Source organism: Sphingomonas sp. (assembly GCF_024508665.1).
In the GTDB taxonomy this organism is placed as follows: domain Bacteria; phylum Pseudomonadota; class Alphaproteobacteria; order Sphingomonadales; family Sphingomonadaceae; genus Sphingomonas.
On record NZ_JANINP010000006.1, the window covers coordinates 284,329 to 301,065 of the forward strand.

Consider the following 16,737-nt stretch of genomic DNA (forward strand, 5'->3'; position numbering starts at 1 on the left):
CAACTTGCCGTCAATGGCGCGAGCCCATGTCTCTTCCGCGTCGTTCGAATCGACCGTAATGTCACTGGGCCACTCGCCCATCCATGCGATAAAAAATGAGCCATGCGATTAGACTGGAAGCACTTTTCCTGCTTTCGTCGCGGGCCCTGCCCCGGAATTAGGATTAAAGGCTTATTATAGTTCTGCTTGATTGTGTAGTCCCGATCCATCAAGCGGCCTCATCGGCTGGCCCCCGACTTCGTTGTTACCCTCGACATTGAGCCCCGCAAGATACGCTCAAGTCTTCTCATCCATGACAGAATGCCGACATTCTGCCAGACTTTCCTCTTAACTGCCAACAAGTTGGCGTGATTCGTTTTTTTCTCACTCCAGGCTTGAGAGAGTTGGTCTGCCCGCCGTCGGGGCTGTGTATGTGTCCGTGGCCGGGACACTTACTGCGCTTGGGCGTCGAATTATTGCTCGGAAACGACATCTCGCGAAACGTTCATATCGGTTGTATTAGCGGCGACAGCAGCTTAGGCTGGTGGTAAATCTGAGATTAGGGGGTTTCAACATGACCGCTTCCCACAAAAGCACGGTTAGCCGCCGTGGCGTGATGAGCAGGATGGCCATTGCCGCCGCGGCGGGCATCGCCGCGCCGACGCTGGCGCCCGTTGCGCATGCTGCCGCGCAAATCGACGGCAATCTCAAGGCATTCAAGGGGCGCTATGCCCTGCGGGGCGGCCGCGTTATCGACGGCTATTTCGTCGCGCCCAGCCATGCCTCCGAGCTCGACGTGGTAGTAGTGCTGCATGGCGAACAGGGCTTCGATGCGGCCGCGCGCGCGCTGGCCCACGACCATGCCCGGGCTGGTAAACTGGCGATCGTGCCCGACATGCCTGCAACCTATCGCGGCATCGCCGCGCTCGCGGGTCGCGACGCGCATGTCGCCGATATCAAGGCGATGCGCGACGCGTTCGGCCGTCATGTGCGCGGCAACGGCAAGGTCGAATTCGTATCGGCCTAACGTTAATCGTACGTCGCGAGGGAAAAGAGCCGTCGAATGCTTTTCGGCGGCTTTTTTCATGTCGCTGCGGCTTGTGCAGAAGCGGGATTCGAAGTGCCAGCCGGAAACTCGGTGGTTAGGCACGGCAAAGCCGCGCCCGTCTGTCGCCGCATGCGGCGCCGGTCGACGTCCTTGCTATGTCACGAAATAGCGCCGCTATTTCGCGGCAAGAACTGGAGCGAGCGAAGGGATTCGAACCGCGCGCGCGTAGCCCGGTAGGGCGGAGCGCCGACAAAAGACTCGAGGGTTCCTGCACGGCAAAGTCGCGCCCGCCTGTCGCCGCATGCGGCGCCGGTCGATGTCCTTGCTCTGTCACGAAATAGCGCCGCTATTTCGCGGCAAGGAACTGGAGCGGGCGAAGGGATTCGAACCCTCGACCCCAACCTTGGCAAGGTTGTGCTCTACCCCTGAGCTACGCCCGCTCTGGCGCCTGCCCGTGAAGCCACGGGCGGGTAAGGAGCGGGGCCATTAGCAGCGCTCCCGCGGGTCCGCAAGCCCCTGTCGCGCATCAGCCAAAAAGCCTTGGCTTCAGCGCCGCGACGCCCACATAAGGGCCTTTGCCGCTGACGGAGAAGAGACTTGGCTACGCTTGGAATGACCCCGGACCAGAAGGAAGCCGTCGAGGCGTTCCGTCGCGACGTGGTCGAGCCGTCGATGAGCAAGCTGGTGATCATCGACTTCTGGGCCGAATGGTGCGGGCCGTGCAAGGCGCTGACCCCGGTGTTGGAAAAGGTCGCCGCCGATTACGCCGACAAGGGCGTGGTGCTGGCCAAGGTCGATACCGACAAGAATCAGTTCATTGCCGCGCAATTCCAGATCAAGTCGATTCCGACCGTCTATGCGATGTTCCAGGGCCAATTGGTCGCCGACCTGACCAGCGCGCGGACCGAATCGCAATTGAAGGCGATGCTCGACCAGATTCTTCGCCAATTGCCGGTCGAGAGTGCCGAGGCGCAACAGGACGCGGAGATCGAGCCTTTGGTCGCCGCCGCCGAACAGATATTGCATGACGGCGACGCGGCGCGCGCCTTGTCCTATTTCGAGCAGATTGCGGACATCGCGCCCGATCATCCCGATGTGGCGTCGGGGCGCGTTCGCGCGCTGGTGTCGCTCGGCCGGTTGCAGGACGCCGAGGCAGTGCTCGCCGCCCTGCCCGAAGATGCCGCCAAGGGCCCGGAGATCGACCGCGCGCGCGCCGCGCTGGACCTCGCGCGTTCCGCCCCGCCCGCCGAGGATCTCGCGCCATTGATCGCCGCGGCGGAGGCCGATCCCGACAATCTCCAGGCGCGGTTCGACCTGGCCAATGCGCAGATGGCGGCTGGGCAGCGCGATGCCGCCGCCGATTCGTTCCTGGCGATCGTCGCCAAGGACCGTGGCTGGAATGACGGCGCGGCGCGCACGCAATTCCTCAAGCTGCTCGAAGTGGTCGGGCTGGAGGATCCCTGGGTGTCGGCGCAGCGCCGCCGGCTGTCGGCGATTTTGTTTACATGATTGGCCTGTTCACGTGACGACGACGCGGCTCTCGATCTTCCCGCTGGCGGGGGCGTTGCTGTTTCCGCGGATGCATTTGCCGCTGCACATCTTCGAGCCGCGCTATCGAATGATGGTGTCGGACGCGATGGCGCGCGACCGCCGCATCGGGATGATCCAGCCGCGCGGCGAAGGCGACCATCCGCCGCTGTTCGACTTGGGCTGTGTCGGCCGCATCGCCGAGGTCGAGGCGCTCGACGACGGCCGCTACAATATCGTGCTCGAAGGAACCGCATTGTTTCGCGTGACGCGGGAGTTGGAAGTCGCCACCCCGTTCCGCCAGGTAGAGGCTGAGTTGCTGCCGATTCCCGACGAGCCGGAAACGCTGTCGCTCGGTCATCGCGCTGCCCTCGAAACCGAATCGCGCCGCTTCGCCGATGCCCAGGGCTATGCGGTAGATTGGGATTCGGTCGCGCGGCTCGACGATGAGGCGCTGGTCAACGGCATCGCCCAGATCGCGCCGTTCGACGCGGCGGCGAAGCAGGCGCTGCTCGAGGCTGCCGATCTGGCCACGCGTGCCGAGTTGATCGTGCAATTGATGCAGTTCTTCGGCCGCCACGACGGCGAGGATCGGGTTACTCTGCAATAAAACGCCGAGCCCAACCCCGTCGGTTTCGTGCCGGGGGGAGCCGCCCCGGCGCCCCTACGCCGGTATCTGCTGCGAGATGCAATGAAAGCTGCCGCCGCCGGTCAGGATATGGTCGGCGCGCAGACCGACGGTGTTGCGCCCCGGAAACAGCGCGCCGATCGCTTCGACGGCGGCCTGGTCATTCTCCGTGCCGTAGAGCGGCACCACCACGCTGGCATCGCCGATATAGAAATTCATGTAGCTCGCCGGAATGATCTCGTCGTCGCGTAATACGCGGCCAGGGGAAGGGATCGGCACCACCTCGATACCGCCATGCTGGAGCGCGCGTGCGGTGGCGCGTTGATAGACTTGCCAATTGGGGTCGTTCTCGCTCGCTTCGGGAATCGCCAGCCGGCGGACGCCGACGAAGCGCGCGAGGTTGTCGACGTGCCCGTCGGTATGGTCGTTGAGCAGTCCGTCACCGAGCCATAGCACTTCATTATAGCCAAGGTCGCGATGGAGCAGTTCCTCGATTTCGGCGCGCGACATCGATCCATTGCGGTTGCGATTGAGCAGGCATTGTTCGGTGGTGACCACCAACCCCTCGCCATCGCCGTCGATCGCGCCGCCCTCGAGCACCCAGTTGAAGGTCTCGACCGTCTTGCCGCGCGCTTCGGCCAGACGCACACCGATATCGTCGTCGCCGGGCAAGTCGTATTTGCCGCCCCAGCCGTTGAACTGGAAATCGGCCGCCACGCCGTCGCCGCGGATGATCGGCCCGGTGTCGCGCAACCAGATGTCGCCGAACGGTTCGATCACGATCCTGGCGATATCGCCGGCGCGCCTGCGAGCCGCGCCGGCGGCTTCTTCATCGGCGGCAACCAGCAGCACTTGTTCGCCTTTGCCGTCGGCATGGACGGCGCGCGCGAATGCGGTCACCTCGTCGCGTGCGGGCTCGAGGTCGAGTTCCCACAATTCCGGATGGCTCGGGAAACCGATCCACACAGCCTTGTGCGGCGCCCACTCGGGCTTGGGAGGGGCGAGCCTGGTCATTGGCCGGCGCCTGCCCCGGCGCGGGAGCGATCGCGGATCGCGCGGAACTCGGCGGTCCTATACCAATTGGGCCAGGCCGAGCCGTCGGCGAGCTGGCGCCCGAATTGGTAATAGAGCGTCAGATCCTGCACCGCGCCCGTCCAGTTCCAATTGGGGTCATATTCGTCCTGCGGCTTGTGATAGCGGTTCTCGATATAGTCGAGAGTCGCGGCATGCCCCTTGGCCACGCCGCCATCGACCAGATCTTCGCCCGACCCGCCGTCGAACATCGGCACACCGAGTTTGGCGAAGCTGAAATGGTCCGAACGGAAATAGCCGCCGCGCTCGGGATTGGGTTCGGGTTTCATCGTCCGGCCCTGCGCCTCGACCAGCGGCTTCATCAGATCCTCCAGCTCGGACTTGCCATAGCCGGTGACGACGAAATCCTTGGCCGGGCCGATCACGTTCAGTCCGTCCATATTGACCCCGCCGACCGTCTTCGCGAGCGGAAAGACCGGGTGTTCGGCATAATATTTGGACCCGAGCAGCCCCGATTCCTCGGCAGTGACCGACAGGAACACCATCGTCCGCTTGGCCGGTCCCGCTTTGGCCTGTGCCTCGGCCAGCGCGATCAGTCCGGCCGAGCCCGAGGCATTGTCGAGCGCGCCATTGCAGATATCGTCGCCCTTGACCGGGGTGCAATGGCCGAGATGATCCCAATGCGCCGAATAGATCACCGTCTCGTCGGATCTTTCGGTTCCGGGCAGGATGCCGATGACGTTCTTCGACGCCTGGCGTTTGATATTGTTGGTGAACCCGACCGAGAATTTCACCCCGAGCGGGACGGCCCTGAATCCCTTCACTTTGGCCGCCGCCTGGAGTTGGTCGAAGTCCTTGCCTGCGCTCGCGAAGACTTGCTTGGCCTTGGCGAGCTGCATCCAGCCGATCGCCTGGCTCTGGTCCATGTGGTCGCCCTTTTCGTCGAGCTCGAGCTGCGCGCCCGACCAGCTCGACCGTACCACGCCCCAGCCATAAGCGGCGGGGTCGGTATCGTGGACGATGATCACCGCGGCTGCGCCTTCGCGCGCGGCCTCTTCGTACTTGTAGGTCCAGCGGCCGTAATAGGTCATCGCCTTGCCTTCGAAGAGGCCCTTGTTGTCGGGCGCCTGCCAATCCGGATCGTTGACCAGGACGACGACCGTCTTGCCCTTCACATCGACGCCGGCATAATCGTTCCAGCCCTTTTCGGGAGCGTTGATGCCATAGCCGACGAAGACGACGTCCGAATTGCGGATGTCGATCCTGGGCGTCACGCGATAGGTCGAGACAACCATATCGTCGCGATAAGCCAGGCTGACCGGCGTCTTGCCGCCGGTGAAGGTCATCGGGGTGATATTCTCGGCGGTCATCTGGACCATCGGCACGTCTTGGTACCAACTGCCGTTATTGCCCGGCTTGAGCCTGGCTGCCTTCATCCTCTCGACGATATAGGCGACCGTCTTATCCTCGGCCGGTGTGGTCGGCGCGCGTCCTTCAAACGCGTCGGAGGACAGCGTTTTCGTGACGTCCTTTAGCGTTTCGACCGAGATGGCGTGCGTGCTCGACTGGGCAAGTGCCGGCGCCGCGACCAGCGCGGCTAGGGAGAGAACGAGGCGGCGCATGGACGACCTTTCGCTTGGGTGGCCGCTGTCTGGCAGCGCCTAGCGAGCGGCGCAAGCCGGACGTCCAGCCGACCGCCACGGCCCAGCACAATATCCACTAGGTCAGTTGAAAGTATTTGATCCGATATGATGCGAAAGGCCCTCATGTACAGCGTCCCTCCCTTGCTTCGTGGCGCGTCGCGGTTATCGATCGCTACAACGGGGAACGGGGCGAGGGGGACTTATGCGGAAATTGTGTTTTGCAATGGTCGTCGGCCTGGCGCCGCTCGCCGTCGCGGCACAGGATAACCCCGCCAAGTCCGGCAACAATCTTGCCGAGACTTTCGGGACGCGCGAAGCCGTACGACAGATCAGTCTGTCACCGGACGGCACGAAGGCGGCGATCATCCAGCCCACCAAGGGCCATGGCTCGGCACTGATGATCGGGGATATGGTCAATGGCGGCGAGCTGAAGGCAATCCTTACATCCAGCGGAAATCCGGACAAACTCGGTGATTGCCATTGGTCTACGGACACGCGGCTGATCTGCCGCATATCCATCACTAGCGATGTTGATGGCGAACGGCTTGGTTTTTCGCGGATCGTTGCAATCGACGCCGACGGCAAGAACCTCAAGATGCTGAGCGCGCGGACCAGCGATCGGGCCCTGGGGCTCATGCAGAATGGCGGCTCGTTGATCGATTGGGGCGCTGGAGGCGATGGATCAGCGCTGATGACCCGTCTGTTCGTTCCAGAAGTCTCTACCGGGACGCATATTGCCGAAAGCCAGTCGGGATTGGGTGTCGAACTGATCGATACCCGTTCGCTGTCGCGCAAACAGATCGAGCCGGCGCGAGAAAGTGCCGTCGATTATATCAGTGATGGCCGGGGAAATGTCCGCGTCATGGGGCTCCAGCCCAAAACCGGCACAGGCTACGATTCGGGCAAGATAGTCTATTCCTACCGGACCGCCGATAGCCGTGCATGGAAGCCGCTGACCACGGTAACGGTCGTCGCCGGGCAAACGGCGGGCTTCGTGCCTTATGCCGTCGATCCGGCGCTCAATGTCGTTTATGGTTTTGAGAACCAGACCGGCCATACCGCTCTCTACAGTATCGCCCTCGACGGCAGCCTGACCAAGAAGCTCGTCCTGTCGCGGGCGGACGTCGATATCGACGACCTGATCGAGGTGGGCCGGCAGAACCGCGTCGTCGGCGCGACCTTCGTCACGGATCGCCGCGAGGCGGAGTTCTTCGATCCGGCGCTGAAGACGTTGCGAGCGGCGCTGGGCAAGGCGCTGCCGGGCAAAATTATCACCTTCATCGACGCCAGCGCGGATGAGGGCAAATTGCTGCTGTTCGCCTATAGCGACGTCGATCCCGGACGGTATTATCTGTTCGACAAGAAGACGCGATCGATGGCGGAAGTTCTGGCGTCACGGCCGGGTCTCGACGGGGTCAAGCTCGCGACCGTCAAGCCGATCACCTATCAGGCTGCCGACGGCACCAATATTCCCGCCTATCTGACGCTACCGGCGGGAAGCGACGGCAAGAATCTGCCGGCGATCGTGATGCCACATGGCGGCCCGGGGGCGCGCGACGAATGGGGCTTCGACTGGCTCTCGCAATATTTCGCGGCACGCGGCTATGCCGTTATCCAGCCCAATTTCCGTGGATCGACCGGCTATGGCGACGCCTGGTACGAGAAGAACGGCTTCCAATCGTGGCGAACCTCGATCGGCGACGTCAACGACGCCGGCCGCTGGCTGGTGAAATCGGGCGTCGCCGATCCTAAGAAGCTCGCCATCGTCGGCTGGTCCTATGGCGGCTATGCGGCGTTACAGTCGTCGGTCCTCGACCCCGATCTGTTTAAGGCGATCGTGGCGATCGCGCCGGTCACCGATCTCGACACGTTGCGGAACGAAGCGCGCAACTTCACCAACTTTCCGCAAGTCGACGCGCTCATCGGCCACGGGCCATGGGTTGCCGAAGGGTCGCCGGCACGCAACCCGGCCAAGATCAAAGCGCCGGTCCTTCTGTTCCATGGCGATATCGATACCAACGTCCGGATCGGCGAGTCGCGCCTGATGGCCGATCGCCTCAAGGACGCGGATCGCAAGGTCGAGCTTGTCGAGTTCAAGGGTCTGGATCATCAGCTCGATGACGATACGGCACGCGCGACGTTGCTGAGCAAGGCTGACGCATTCCTGCGTTCCTCAATGGGGATGTAATCGCCGCAACCCGCGAAGCGGCCGCATCGATGCCAAGCGAGAAGGCGGCCGAGGACAAGCGGCCGCGATCCGGACCGATGTCCAAACGAAAAGGGCGGCCCCGCGGGACCGCCCTTTCCAATTTCGAAATTCGCCAGTCGATCAGCGCGAATAGAATTCGACGACCAGATTCGGTTCCATCTTCACCGGATACGGCACCTCGTCGAGCGTCGGCACGCGGGTGAAGGTCACCTTGGCATTGCCGTCGGGCGAGACGTAATCGGGAATGTCGCGCTCGGCGAGTTGCTGGGCTTCCATCACCAGCGCCATTTCCTTGGCCTTGTTGCCCAGCGTGATCTCGTCACCGACGAAGCAGCGGCGCGACGCGATGTTGCACTTCACGCCGTTCACGCGGATGTGGCCATGGCTGACAAGCTGGCGGGCGGCGAAGATCGTCGGGGCGAACTTGGCGCGGTAGACGATCATGTCGAGGCGCTGTTCGAGCAAGCCGATCAGGTTCTGCGAGGTATCGCCCTTCATCCGGGCGGCCTCCTGATAGCAATGCCGGAACTGCTTCTCGGTGACGTCGCCGTAATAGCCCTTGAGCTTCTGCTTGGCACGCAGCTGGATGCCGAAGTCCGACATCTTGCCCTTGCGGCGCTGGCCGTGCTGGCCTGGGCCGTATTCGCGCTTGTTCACCGGGGACTTGGGACGGCCCCAGATGTTCTCGCCCATCCGGCGGTCGAGCTTGTGCTTGGCGCTCGTGCGCTTCGACATAAATATTCCTTTGCAATAGCCAACAACGACGCCGCCCCAAGGCGACGTTAATTCCGGTCATCGCTCTGCTGAGATCATGGAGATCGGCAGGGCCACCGCTTCACCGGAAATGCGGGGCCGCTCGCGAAGGCGGCGCCTCTCGCAGAGGCGCCTGATCATGTCAAGCCTTAGCGGGGGCTCGCGGCACGGTTGTTGGGATGCGACAGCATGTCGTCGGTGCTCCGCGCGTTCGCGGCATCGATTGCTGCCCATTCGCTTCTGGTATGGCAGGTGGATCGGGCGCCGATGATGGAGCCGGTCGTCGTTTCGCGACGGCACACCTTCTTTTCCTTGACTGGTTTCGGCGCTGCCGGATCGGTGGCCGCGGTCTGGGCGAACGCGGGAGCGGCGAGAGAGATAGCGGCAACGAACGCCATCGTGTTGAAACGCATCAGTAACTCCACAATTTTGGATTGCTGGCTGCTTATCGTTTCCTTGACAGTAACGGAAGGCTAAAACGTCAGCCGCGCTGACGCGGATTGGAAAGTGCGGACAAGACGCCGCGCAATGTCCGCACTTCCTGGCTCGACCAACCGGGCTTGGTCAGCAAGGTGCGCAATGTCCGCTTTGTTGTCGGCACGCGGTCGGGCGGAAAATAGAAGCCGGCGCTCTCCAGCATCGCGTCGAGTTGACCGATCATGCCGTCGAGTTCTTCCTGCGGCGCGGGAAGCGGCAGATCGGTGTCGGTCGGCTGCGCAAGCGCCACGCCCTTCGACCATTCATAGGCGACCAGGATGACCGCCTGGGCGAGGTTGAGGCTGCCGAACTCGGGATTGATCGGCACGGTGACGATTGTCCGCGCCACGGCGACGTCGTCGGTCTCGAGCCCCGAACGTTCAGGCCCGAACAGGATCGCCGAGCGGCCGGGCTGGCCATGTATCTCGCGCGCTGCGGCCTCGGGAGTCATCACCGGCTTGGTGACGCCACGCTTGCGCACGGTGGTCGCATAGACGTGCGGGCAATCGGCGACGGCCTCGGCGACGCTGTCGAACACCCGCGCACGTTCGAGCACCACGTCGGCACCCGATGCTGCTGGCCCCGCCTGGGCATTGGGCCAGCCGTCGCGCGGGGCCACCAGCCGCATCTCGGTCAGCCCGAAATTGAGCATGGCGCGCGCCGCCTTGCCGATATTCTCTCCAAGCTGCGGACGGACGAGGACGATGATGGGCTGAAGGTCGGTAAGTTCAGTCACGAGTAAGGCGCGCGCTCCAGGCATAGCCACGATAGAGCGCGCGGTGTTGCGCGTTCAGTCCGATCTTGTCCACCACGTCGAACAGATCGGCGCGCGGCGTGACGTCGAACTTCGCCAGCCAGGCGAACAGCATCGCGCGGAACCAGCGTGGCAGGCGTTCCTGCTGCCCGAAATCTACGATGTCGAGCCGCCCGCCGGACGCGAGTTTGCCGGCTGCCTCGCGGATCGCTCCGGTCCAGTCGGGAATCATCGACAAGGTATAGGATTGGAACACGCGGTCGAAATCAGTGCGATCGAACATCGCTTGCGCATCGAAGGCGGTCGCGTCTCCCTGCGCGAAGGTGATGCGGTCGCTCAGTCCCGCCTTGGCGACATTGGCGCGCGCGGTCTCGAGCATCGCCTCGGAGATATCGACGCCGTAATAATGCGCGTCGGGCCAGCGCCGCGCGGCGACGATCAGATTGCGCCCGGTCCCGCATCCTGCCTCCAGCACGCTGCCGCCCGGCGGGGGCGCGAGCCCTTCGATCAGCGCGTCGCGTCCCAGCAGGTAATATTTGCGGGTCAGGTCGTAAAAGTGGCGCTGGCTGCGATAGATCGCATCCATATGCGCGGCATGCGGCTGCTCGCTCAGGCGGCGTCCTCCAGCACGTAGAGATGTACGCCGCCATAGATCGAGGATCGGTCGCGCCGGGTGTAATCGAGCGATTCCTCGGCACGATAGGTCCAGCGGTCAAGCACCGCGTCTGGCACGCGACCCGGCAGGATGGTCGGCTCGCCCGCGGTGCGGAACAGGACCCGCGCCCCCGGCCGCGCGGTGCGCGTGATCTCGGTCCAGAGATCGGTCAATTGCTCGTCGGTCATCCAGTCCTGCGCGTCGAGCAGGATGTAGCGATCGAGTGAGGCATCCGCCTGGCGCTTGAGGAATTCGGCATAGTTCGAATGGAGAATCTCCATCCGGTCGAGCCGGTCGACGACGTCAGCGTAATTGTCTGCCTGGAGATAGGGCGGCAGCGGCGCTTCCGGTCCTTCGCCATAACCGCGGCCGAAGGCCTGCCAGGCGAAATAATTGTCCTTGAGGTCGAAGTCGCAGGCTAGCTTTTCGAGCCGCTCGCGCAGCACGGTCGCCATCTTGGCGTCGCCGGCCAGGGCATCATATTGCGCGGGCGGAATGCCGAGGCCGAACAAGGACGCAGGTTGATCGGTCAGCCAGCGTACGAACGCCTTGTCGAAAAAGGGCGCATATTCGCGATCGAAAATCTCGCGCTGCTCTTCGATCGTGTTGGCCTTGAGGATCGCCTTGGGGTCGACTCCATGGAGCCGCGCCAGCACATGTGCCGCTCCGATGAAGCCGCCGAGCAGCCCGCGCTTGTACAGCCCCTTGGCGAACCCGCCGATGCGACGGCGGCCGATCAGGTCGCGGCTTTCCCAATAATGCCGCGTCGGCTCGTCGAGATGCGGACGGATATAGGCCTTGTATGCAGCGATATTCGCCTTGGTGTTCGCTTCGGCGAAAAAGCGATGGAAGGCGTCGTAATCGGGCAGATGCCGCGCCGCCGCGAGCTTCAATTTGTTGAGCGCGATATGCGCGGTGTTGAGGTCGACCGCGGTGATCCGGCGCGGATTGGCGGTCAGATAGCTGAGCGCGTTGCACCCGCCCGAGGCGATCGTCACGACATGATTGTCGGGCTGGATCGCCAAGGCTTCCATGTCGACCGCGGGGTCTTCCCAGATCTGCGCATAGACCAGGCCACGGAACGCGAAGGTGAAGGCGCGCTCGAGGATGCCCTGCTTGGTCAGATGATCGTGGCGGTGGACCGCATCCTGGACGGCGCGGTTCTTTTGCGGAGCAAGGGAGGTGGCCATACTGAAGTGTCCCAGAGGGTGCGCGGCCTTACCGCGCCCGACCTTTTCGCGCTAGGGCAATCCGGTGACGTTTCGATGACGCCCGCACGACTCGCGACGGAATGAGACGAGGGCGCGCCGTGTCGGCCAGCCGCTTCAAAGCATAGAAAAGGTAAAGTCGGGGTGGCATAACGCGCATGGGACCGGTAAGGGCGTCTCCACACGACAGCTCAAAGGACCCGCGCCCAGTTCATGCGCATCGCCATCGCGTCCGATCATGCCGCCATCGCGCTCAAGGCAGTGCTTGCGGAATGGTTGCGTGCGGCCGGCCATGAGGTCGACGATCTGGGTCCGCACGACGGCGCGAGCGTCGATTATCCCGATTATGGCTACAAGCTCGCCGACGCGGTCGCATCGGGCGCGGCTGATCGCGGTGTCGCCCTTTGCGGGTCCGGCATCGGCATCTCGATCGCGGTCAATCGTAACCCCAAGGTGCGCTGTGCACTCGTCTCCGAACCGCTGTCGGCCGCGCTTGCCCGCGAGCATAACGACGCCAATGCGATCGCGATCGGCGCGCGGCTGACCGGCGAGGCGATGGCGATCGCCTGCCTCGAAGCCTTTCTCTCAACGCCCTTTGCCGGGGGCCGCCACCAGCACCGGGTCGACAAGCTCGGAAACCCAACGCCCGCCAATCCAACGAAAGCCTGATCGATGAGCACCAACCCTTCCGCGCTCCACGACGTCCAGCCCGACGGCTATTTCACTCGCGGCCTGGCCGAGGCCGACCCCGCGGTGTTCGCTGGTGTGCGCCACGAACTCGCCCGCGAGCAGAACCAGATCGAGCTGATCGCGTCGGAGAACATCGTCTCCAAGGCGGTGCTCGAGGCACAGGGGTCGGTGTTCACCAACAAATATGCCGAAGGCTATCCGGGCAAGCGCTATTACCAGGGCTGCCACCCGTCGGACGAGGTCGAGCAGCTGGCGATCGACCGCGCCAAGGAATTGTTCGGCTGCGACTTCGCCAACGTCCAGCCGCATTCGGGGGCGCAGGCGAACGGCGCGGTGATGCTCGCATTGGTCAAGCCGGGCGAGACGATCATGGGGCTTAGCCTCGATTCGGGCGGCCACCTGACCCACGGGGCCAAGGCGGCAATGTCGGGCAAGTGGTTCAACGCGGTGCAATACGGCGTCGACGCCACGACTCACCTGATCGATTTCGACGAAGTCGCGGCCAAGGCGCGCGAGCACAAGCCCAGGCTGATCATCGCCGGCGGCTCGGCCTATCCGCGCCAGATCGACTTCGCCAGGTTCCGCGCCATCGCCGACGAAGTGGGCGCGATCTTCATGGTCGACATGGCCCATTTCGCCGGGCTGGTCGCGGGCGGTGCCCATCCGAGCCCGTTCGGCCATGCCCATGTCGTCACCACCACGACTCACAAGACCCTGCGCGGCCCGCGCGGTGGCGCCGTCTTCACCAACGACGAGGCGATCGCCAAGAAGATCAACTCGGCGGTGTTTCCCGGCCTGCAGGGCGGGCCGCTGATGCACGTCATCGCCGCCAAGGCCGTCGCGTTCGGTGAGGCGCTACGCCCCGACTTCAAACTCTATGCCGCGGCGATCATCGAGAATGCCAAGGTGCTGGCGGCGACGCTCGCCGAGCGCGGCGCGGCGGTGGTGTCGGGCGGCACCGACACGCACCTCGCGCTGATCGACCTGACGCCATTGGGCGTCACCGGCAAGGATGCCGACGAAGCGCTCGAACGCGCGGGCATCACCTGCAACAAGAACGGTATCCCCAACGATCCTTTGCCCCCGGTCAAGACCAGCGGCATCCGGGTCGGATCTCCCGCCGGCACCACGCGCGGATTCGGCCCCGCCGAATTCCGCGAGATCGGCAATATGGTCGCCGACGTGCTCGACGGCCTCGCCAAAAATGGCGAACAGGGCGACGCGCAAGTCGAAATGGCTGTGCGTGAGCGTGTTAATGCACTATGTCACCGGTTCCCGATCTATCCGGAAGGCTAAGTCATGAGTGAAGACAATCTGAAGCGGATGTGCACGCATTGCGACGCGGCGCTGCCCGAGGGCGCGAAATTCTGCCCGACGTGCGGCGTGGCGACCGGCGACGGCTCGACGACCTATGAGGAGGCCAAGGCGTTCGTGATGAACAGTGCCGCCGAGGCGGAGAAGACCGCACGCGACCTGATGAAGAACGAAGATGCGCAGAAGATCGCGGGCGCCGCGGCGGTAGGCGCGGTGGCGGCGATCGTGCTGCCGATTTCGATGGCGACCGGTGCGCTGATCGGTGCCGGCATCATGGCGTATAATCGATTCGCCAAATAAAGGGGCTTGGATGAGTTCTTCTGACGACACGCTCGCGGCCGCACGCGCCGCTCTCCACCGCTCGCGCACCGGTGAGCCCGAGCGGGGCGTCGGCGGCGCGCTGAAGCGCGGCGCGGTGCTGGGGGCGGTCGCCTCGCTGCCGGTCGCGGGCATCGGCCTGATCGGCGGGGCGGTAATCGGAGCCGGTGCAGCCGCGCTCGATGCTCTGACGAAGGACTGATCGGCCTTGCGCTGCCCCTTTTGCGGCCATGAAGATAGCCAGGTTAAGGATTCGCGTCCGACCGAGGACGGCGCGGCGATCCGTCGCCGCCGGCAATGCGAGGGCTGCGCGGCGCGCTTCACCACGTTCGAGCGCATCCAGCTGCGCGATCTGGTCGTGCTCAAGAGCGACGACCGCCGCGAACCGTTCGACCGCGAGAAATTGATGCGCTCGATTTCGGTCGCGACGCGCAAGCGCCCGATCGATCCGGTGCGGATCGAGAAACTGGTGTCGGGAATCCAGCGCCAGCTTGAAACCAGCGGTGATCCGGAAATCCGCGCGCAGCAAATCGGGCAGATGGTGATGGAGGGACTGAAGGGTCTCGACTCGGTCGCCTATATCCGCTTCGCCAGCGTTTATAAGGACTTCACCGAGGCCAAGGATTTCGAGGAATTCGCCGGCAGCGTGAGCGAGATCGGGGCCAAGCCCTAGGCGTGTGCCGCCCAGGCGGTCGCGATCATTTCCTCTAATATTGCCGCCTCTACATCGGCGAGCTTCTTGATGTAGAGGCAGCCGCCGCCGCGTTCGTGCTTGCCCAGCCGGTCGAGCAATGCCTGACTCGAGTCGAGATCACAGCTCAGGTAGAGAACCAGCGCCGCCTTGCGTGGCGAAAAGCCGATCGAGCAAATCTCGCCCTCGCGTCCACTTTCATATTTGTAGCGATGGCGACCGAACCCGACGATCGACGGCCCCCACATCACCGGCGGCTCGCCTGAGATGCGCGTCATGATCGCGGCTAGCGCCTGGCCGTCGGCGCGGCGCTGCGGATGGTCGATTGCCGCCAGGAACGCCTGAGCGTCGATTGTCGTCGGCATGGTCTTGTTTTCGGCCATCGATCGCATCCCTGGCGAGTCGGTCCGCTCAGCCTAGCACGCCGTCCCTGCTTCGCTTAAGTCGCGCGCCATGACCGCCTCCGCGATCACTCGTCGCTCGATCGCCGCGCAGGCCTGGCCGATCATGATTGGCCAGATCACTGTGCCGTTGGTCGGGCTGGTCGACACCGCCGTCATCGGGCGAACCGGTGACGCGGTGGCGCTGGCAGCGGTCGCGCTCGGCAGTTTCGTGGTGACGTTCCTGTTCTGGACCTTCGGCTTCCTGCGGATGGGAATGACCGGGCTAACCGCGCAGGCCGAGGGAGCCAAGGACGGAAAAGAGGTGCGCGCGCTGCTGATCCGCGGCATCGCTTTGGGAGTCGGACTCGGTGCTGCCCTGCTCGCGCTCCAGGCGGTGATCGTCCCGCTCGCGTTCCGCATCTTCGCGGGGTCGGGCGAACTCGATGCAGTGGCGGAAGGGTTCGTCGCCGCCCGCTTGTTCGGGGCGCCTGCCGCGCTCGCAGGTTTCGCGATCAACGGCTGGCTGCTTGGATTGGGGCGGACGCGGGCGGCGCTGCTGCTCCAGATCGTGATGAACACTGCCAATATCGCGCTCGACCTGATCTTCGTCTGGCATTTCGGCTGGGGCGCGCGTGGCGTCGGCTTCGGCACGTCGAGCGCGGAGTGGATTGCGCTGGCGACCGGGCTCACCATCGCCGCTTTCGTGCTGGGGCGCGACGGCCGCGCCGCGATCCGCGGCGAACTGGCGCGCGCCTTCGACCCGGCCGCGCTCAAGCGGCTTTTCGGGGTCAATGCCGATATCATGGTCCGCACCGTCGCCTTGCTGATCCTGTTCGGCTGGTTCGCCAATGCCGGCGCGCGGCTGGGGCCGGTCCAGCTCGGCGCCAATCATGTCCTGTCGCAGTTTGTCGGTCTCGCCGCCTACGTGCTGGACGGTTTCGCCTTCACCGCCGAATCGCGCGTCGGCCAGGCGATCGGGGCAAAGTCGCGCGACGATTTCCTCCGCGCGATCCGGCTGACCGGCGAATTCTCGTTCGCGAGCGGGCTGGTGTTCGTCGCGGCGATCGCGTTCGGCGGCCGCTTCCTGGTCGAGCTGATGACCAGCAATCCCCAGGTCCAGGAGCGCGCGCTGGCGCTCGCTCCCTTCGCAGCGCTGCAGCCGCTGATCGGCGCGCCGGCCTGGCTGCTCGACGGCGTCTTCATCGGCGCGACCCAAGGCAAGGCATTGAGAAACGCCGCGATCCTCTCGACAGCTTTGTACATCGCGACCGACCTGGCGATGCGACCCTGGGGGCCGCTTGGCGTGTGGATCGCGCTCACCTTGAGCTATGTCTATCGCGCCGGCGCGCTCGCTTTGTGGTGGCCGGGACTACTCAAGCAGGTGGGAACGCCCCCACCGCTTGCGGAACCGTCCCCCGGAACCTAGAG

18 protein-coding genes and 1 tRNA gene are annotated in these 16,737 nt (G+C 64.2%); 10 read left to right on the forward strand and 9 right to left on the reverse strand.

Annotation, left to right across the window (positions count from 1 at the left end; all coding sequences use genetic code 11):
• Nucleotides 1-553: 553 nt before the first annotated feature.
• The gene (locus Q0L25_RS10200) at nucleotides 554-1,006 is read left to right on the forward strand and encodes a hypothetical protein (RefSeq protein WP_296613926.1); all 453 of its coding nucleotides are present in this window, start codon (nucleotides 554-556) and stop codon (nucleotides 1,004-1,006) included.
• 386 nt (nucleotides 1,007-1,392) lie between these two features.
• Here Q0L25_RS10200 and Q0L25_RS10205 read toward each other — a convergent pair.
• Nucleotides 1,393-1,467: transfer RNA gene (locus tag Q0L25_RS10205), tRNA-Gly, on the reverse strand.
• A gap of 172 nt (nucleotides 1,468-1,639) precedes the next feature.
• Here Q0L25_RS10205 and Q0L25_RS10210 point away from each other — a divergent pair.
• Nucleotides 1,640-2,536, forward strand: a complete 897-nt coding sequence (locus Q0L25_RS10210; RefSeq protein WP_296613928.1) for a tetratricopeptide repeat protein — start codon at nucleotides 1,640-1,642, stop codon at nucleotides 2,534-2,536.
• A gap of 13 nt (nucleotides 2,537-2,549) precedes the next feature.
• Nucleotides 2,550-3,164 carry an LON peptidase substrate-binding domain-containing protein gene (locus Q0L25_RS10215; RefSeq protein WP_296613929.1) on the forward strand — a complete coding sequence of 205 codons (615 nt, stop codon included), beginning with the start codon at nucleotides 2,550-2,552 and terminating at the stop codon, nucleotides 3,162-3,164.
• Nucleotides 3,165-3,218: 54 nt separating this feature from the next.
• Here Q0L25_RS10215 and Q0L25_RS10220 read toward each other — a convergent pair whose 3' ends face one another.
• Both Q0L25_RS10220 and Q0L25_RS10225 read right to left on the reverse strand, forming a co-directional pair.
• Nucleotides 3,219-4,196 (reverse strand): agmatine deiminase family protein, encoded by a 978-nt coding sequence (locus Q0L25_RS10220; RefSeq protein ID WP_296613932.1) that lies wholly within the window; start codon nucleotides 4,194-4,196, stop codon nucleotides 3,219-3,221.
• Entirely contained in the window at nucleotides 4,193-5,836 is a 1,644-nt protein-coding gene (locus Q0L25_RS10225; RefSeq protein WP_296613934.1) for a M28 family metallopeptidase, read from the reverse strand. The genes Q0L25_RS10220 and Q0L25_RS10225 overlap by 4 nt, the downstream gene beginning before the upstream one ends.
• A gap of 223 nt (nucleotides 5,837-6,059) precedes the next feature.
• Between Q0L25_RS10225 and Q0L25_RS10230 the strand changes: the two genes are divergently transcribed.
• On the forward strand, nucleotides 6,060-8,045 hold the full coding sequence (locus Q0L25_RS10230) for a S9 family peptidase (protein ID WP_296613935.1): 1,986 nt from the start codon (nucleotides 6,060-6,062) through the stop codon (nucleotides 8,043-8,045).
• Nucleotides 8,046-8,186: 141 nt separating this feature from the next.
• Here the strand turns inward: Q0L25_RS10230 and rpsD are convergent, their stop codons facing one another.
• The 5 genes from rpsD to Q0L25_RS10255 form a co-directional block, all read right to left on the reverse strand.
• A complete protein-coding gene (gene rpsD, locus Q0L25_RS10235; RefSeq protein WP_296613937.1) occupies nucleotides 8,187-8,801 on the reverse strand; it encodes a 30S ribosomal protein S4 in 615 nt (204 codons plus the stop codon).
• 167 nt (nucleotides 8,802-8,968) lie between these two features.
• Nucleotides 8,969-9,232: a hypothetical protein gene (locus Q0L25_RS10240; protein WP_296613939.1), complete on the reverse strand. Its 264-nt coding sequence runs from the start codon at nucleotides 9,230-9,232 to the stop codon at nucleotides 8,969-8,971.
• Nucleotides 9,233-9,300: 68 nt separating this feature from the next.
• Entirely contained in the window at nucleotides 9,301-10,032 is a 732-nt protein-coding gene (locus Q0L25_RS10245) for an RNA methyltransferase (RefSeq protein WP_296613941.1), read from the reverse strand.
• A complete protein-coding gene (locus Q0L25_RS10250) occupies nucleotides 10,025-10,636 on the reverse strand; it encodes a class I SAM-dependent methyltransferase (protein ID WP_296613942.1) in 612 nt (203 codons plus the stop codon). The genes Q0L25_RS10245 and Q0L25_RS10250 overlap by 8 nt, the downstream gene beginning before the upstream one ends.
• 23 nt (nucleotides 10,637-10,659) lie before the next feature.
• A complete protein-coding gene (locus Q0L25_RS10255; protein ID WP_296613945.1) occupies nucleotides 10,660-11,895 on the reverse strand; it encodes a DUF3419 family protein in 1,236 nt (411 codons plus the stop codon).
• 231 nt (nucleotides 11,896-12,126) lie between these two features.
• On the opposite strand from Q0L25_RS10255, the gene rpiB reads away from it, so the two are divergent.
• Genes rpiB through nrdR form a run of 5 tightly spaced genes read left to right on the forward strand, consistent with a single transcriptional unit; the run spans nucleotide 12,127 to nucleotide 14,908 of the window.
• On the forward strand, nucleotides 12,127-12,582 hold the full coding sequence (gene rpiB, locus Q0L25_RS10260) for a ribose 5-phosphate isomerase B (RefSeq protein ID WP_296613946.1): 456 nt from the start codon (nucleotides 12,127-12,129) through the stop codon (nucleotides 12,580-12,582).
• A 3-nt stretch (nucleotides 12,583-12,585) separates the two neighbouring features.
• Entirely contained in the window at nucleotides 12,586-13,899 is a 1,314-nt protein-coding gene (glyA, locus tag Q0L25_RS10265) for a serine hydroxymethyltransferase (protein WP_296613947.1), read from the forward strand.
• A 3-nt stretch (nucleotides 13,900-13,902) separates the two neighbouring features.
• A complete protein-coding gene (locus Q0L25_RS10270) occupies nucleotides 13,903-14,217 on the forward strand; it encodes a zinc ribbon domain-containing protein (RefSeq protein ID WP_296613949.1) in 315 nt (104 codons plus the stop codon).
• A gap of 10 nt (nucleotides 14,218-14,227) precedes the next feature.
• Nucleotides 14,228-14,437, forward strand: coding sequence for a hypothetical protein (locus tag Q0L25_RS10275; protein WP_296613950.1), 210 nt, complete (start codon nucleotides 14,228-14,230; stop codon nucleotides 14,435-14,437).
• Nucleotides 14,438-14,443: 6 nt separating this feature from the next.
• The gene (gene nrdR / locus Q0L25_RS10280; RefSeq protein WP_066588043.1) at nucleotides 14,444-14,908 is read left to right on the forward strand and encodes a transcriptional regulator NrdR; all 465 of its coding nucleotides are present in this window, start codon (nucleotides 14,444-14,446) and stop codon (nucleotides 14,906-14,908) included.
• Here the strand turns inward: nrdR and Q0L25_RS10285 are convergent.
• Nucleotides 14,905-15,309 (reverse strand): DUF1801 domain-containing protein, encoded by a 405-nt coding sequence (locus Q0L25_RS10285; protein WP_296613953.1) that lies wholly within the window; start codon nucleotides 15,307-15,309, stop codon nucleotides 14,905-14,907. The two genes, nrdR and Q0L25_RS10285, sit on opposite strands and share 4 nt — an antisense overlap.
• Before the next feature lie 70 nt (nucleotides 15,310-15,379).
• Here Q0L25_RS10285 and Q0L25_RS10290 point away from each other — a divergent pair, with 70 nt between their 5' ends.
• Nucleotides 15,380-16,735, forward strand: coding sequence for an MATE family efflux transporter (locus tag Q0L25_RS10290; protein ID WP_296613955.1), 1,356 nt, complete (start codon nucleotides 15,380-15,382; stop codon nucleotides 16,733-16,735).
• The last annotated feature ends 2 nt before the right edge of the window (nucleotides 16,736-16,737 follow it).

Bases quoted from the DNA above. Each gene is read 5' to 3' on its own strand.
- Q0L25_RS10200 (WP_296613926.1), top strand. From the start codon at position 554: ATGACCGCTTCCCACAAAAGCACGGTTAGCCGCCGTGGCGTGATGAGC.
- Q0L25_RS10210 (WP_296613928.1), top strand. From the start codon at position 1,640: ATGACCCCGGACCAGAAGGAAGCCGTCGAGGCGTTCCGTCGCGACGTG.
- Q0L25_RS10220 (WP_296613932.1), bottom strand. From the start codon at position 4,196: ATGACCAGGCTCGCCCCTCCCAAGCCCGAGTGGGCGCCGCACAAGGCT.
- Q0L25_RS10225 (WP_296613934.1), bottom strand. From the start codon at position 5,836: ATGCGCCGCCTCGTTCTCTCCCTAGCCGCGCTGGTCGCGGCGCCGGCA.
- Q0L25_RS10230 (WP_296613935.1), top strand. From the start codon at position 6,060: ATGCGGAAATTGTGTTTTGCAATGGTCGTCGGCCTGGCGCCGCTCGCC.
- rpsD (WP_296613937.1), bottom strand. From the start codon at position 8,801: ATGTCGAAGCGCACGAGCGCCAAGCACAAGCTCGACCGCCGGATGGGC.
- Q0L25_RS10240 (WP_296613939.1), bottom strand. From the start codon at position 9,232: ATGCGTTTCAACACGATGGCGTTCGTTGCCGCTATCTCTCTCGCCGCT.
- Q0L25_RS10250 (WP_296613942.1), bottom strand. From the start codon at position 10,636: ATGGATGCGATCTATCGCAGCCAGCGCCACTTTTACGACCTGACCCGC.
- Q0L25_RS10255 (WP_296613945.1), bottom strand. From the start codon at position 11,895: ATGGCCACCTCCCTTGCTCCGCAAAAGAACCGCGCCGTCCAGGATGCG.
- rpiB (WP_296613946.1), top strand. From the start codon at position 12,127: ATGCGCATCGCCATCGCGTCCGATCATGCCGCCATCGCGCTCAAGGCA.
- glyA (WP_296613947.1), top strand. From the start codon at position 12,586: ATGAGCACCAACCCTTCCGCGCTCCACGACGTCCAGCCCGACGGCTAT.
- Q0L25_RS10270 (WP_296613949.1), top strand. From the start codon at position 13,903: ATGAGTGAAGACAATCTGAAGCGGATGTGCACGCATTGCGACGCGGCG.
- Q0L25_RS10275 (WP_296613950.1), top strand. From the start codon at position 14,228: ATGAGTTCTTCTGACGACACGCTCGCGGCCGCACGCGCCGCTCTCCAC.
- Q0L25_RS10285 (WP_296613953.1), bottom strand. From the start codon at position 15,309: ATGGCCGAAAACAAGACCATGCCGACGACAATCGACGCTCAGGCGTTC.
- Q0L25_RS10290 (WP_296613955.1), top strand. From the start codon at position 15,380: ATGACCGCCTCCGCGATCACTCGTCGCTCGATCGCCGCGCAGGCCTGG.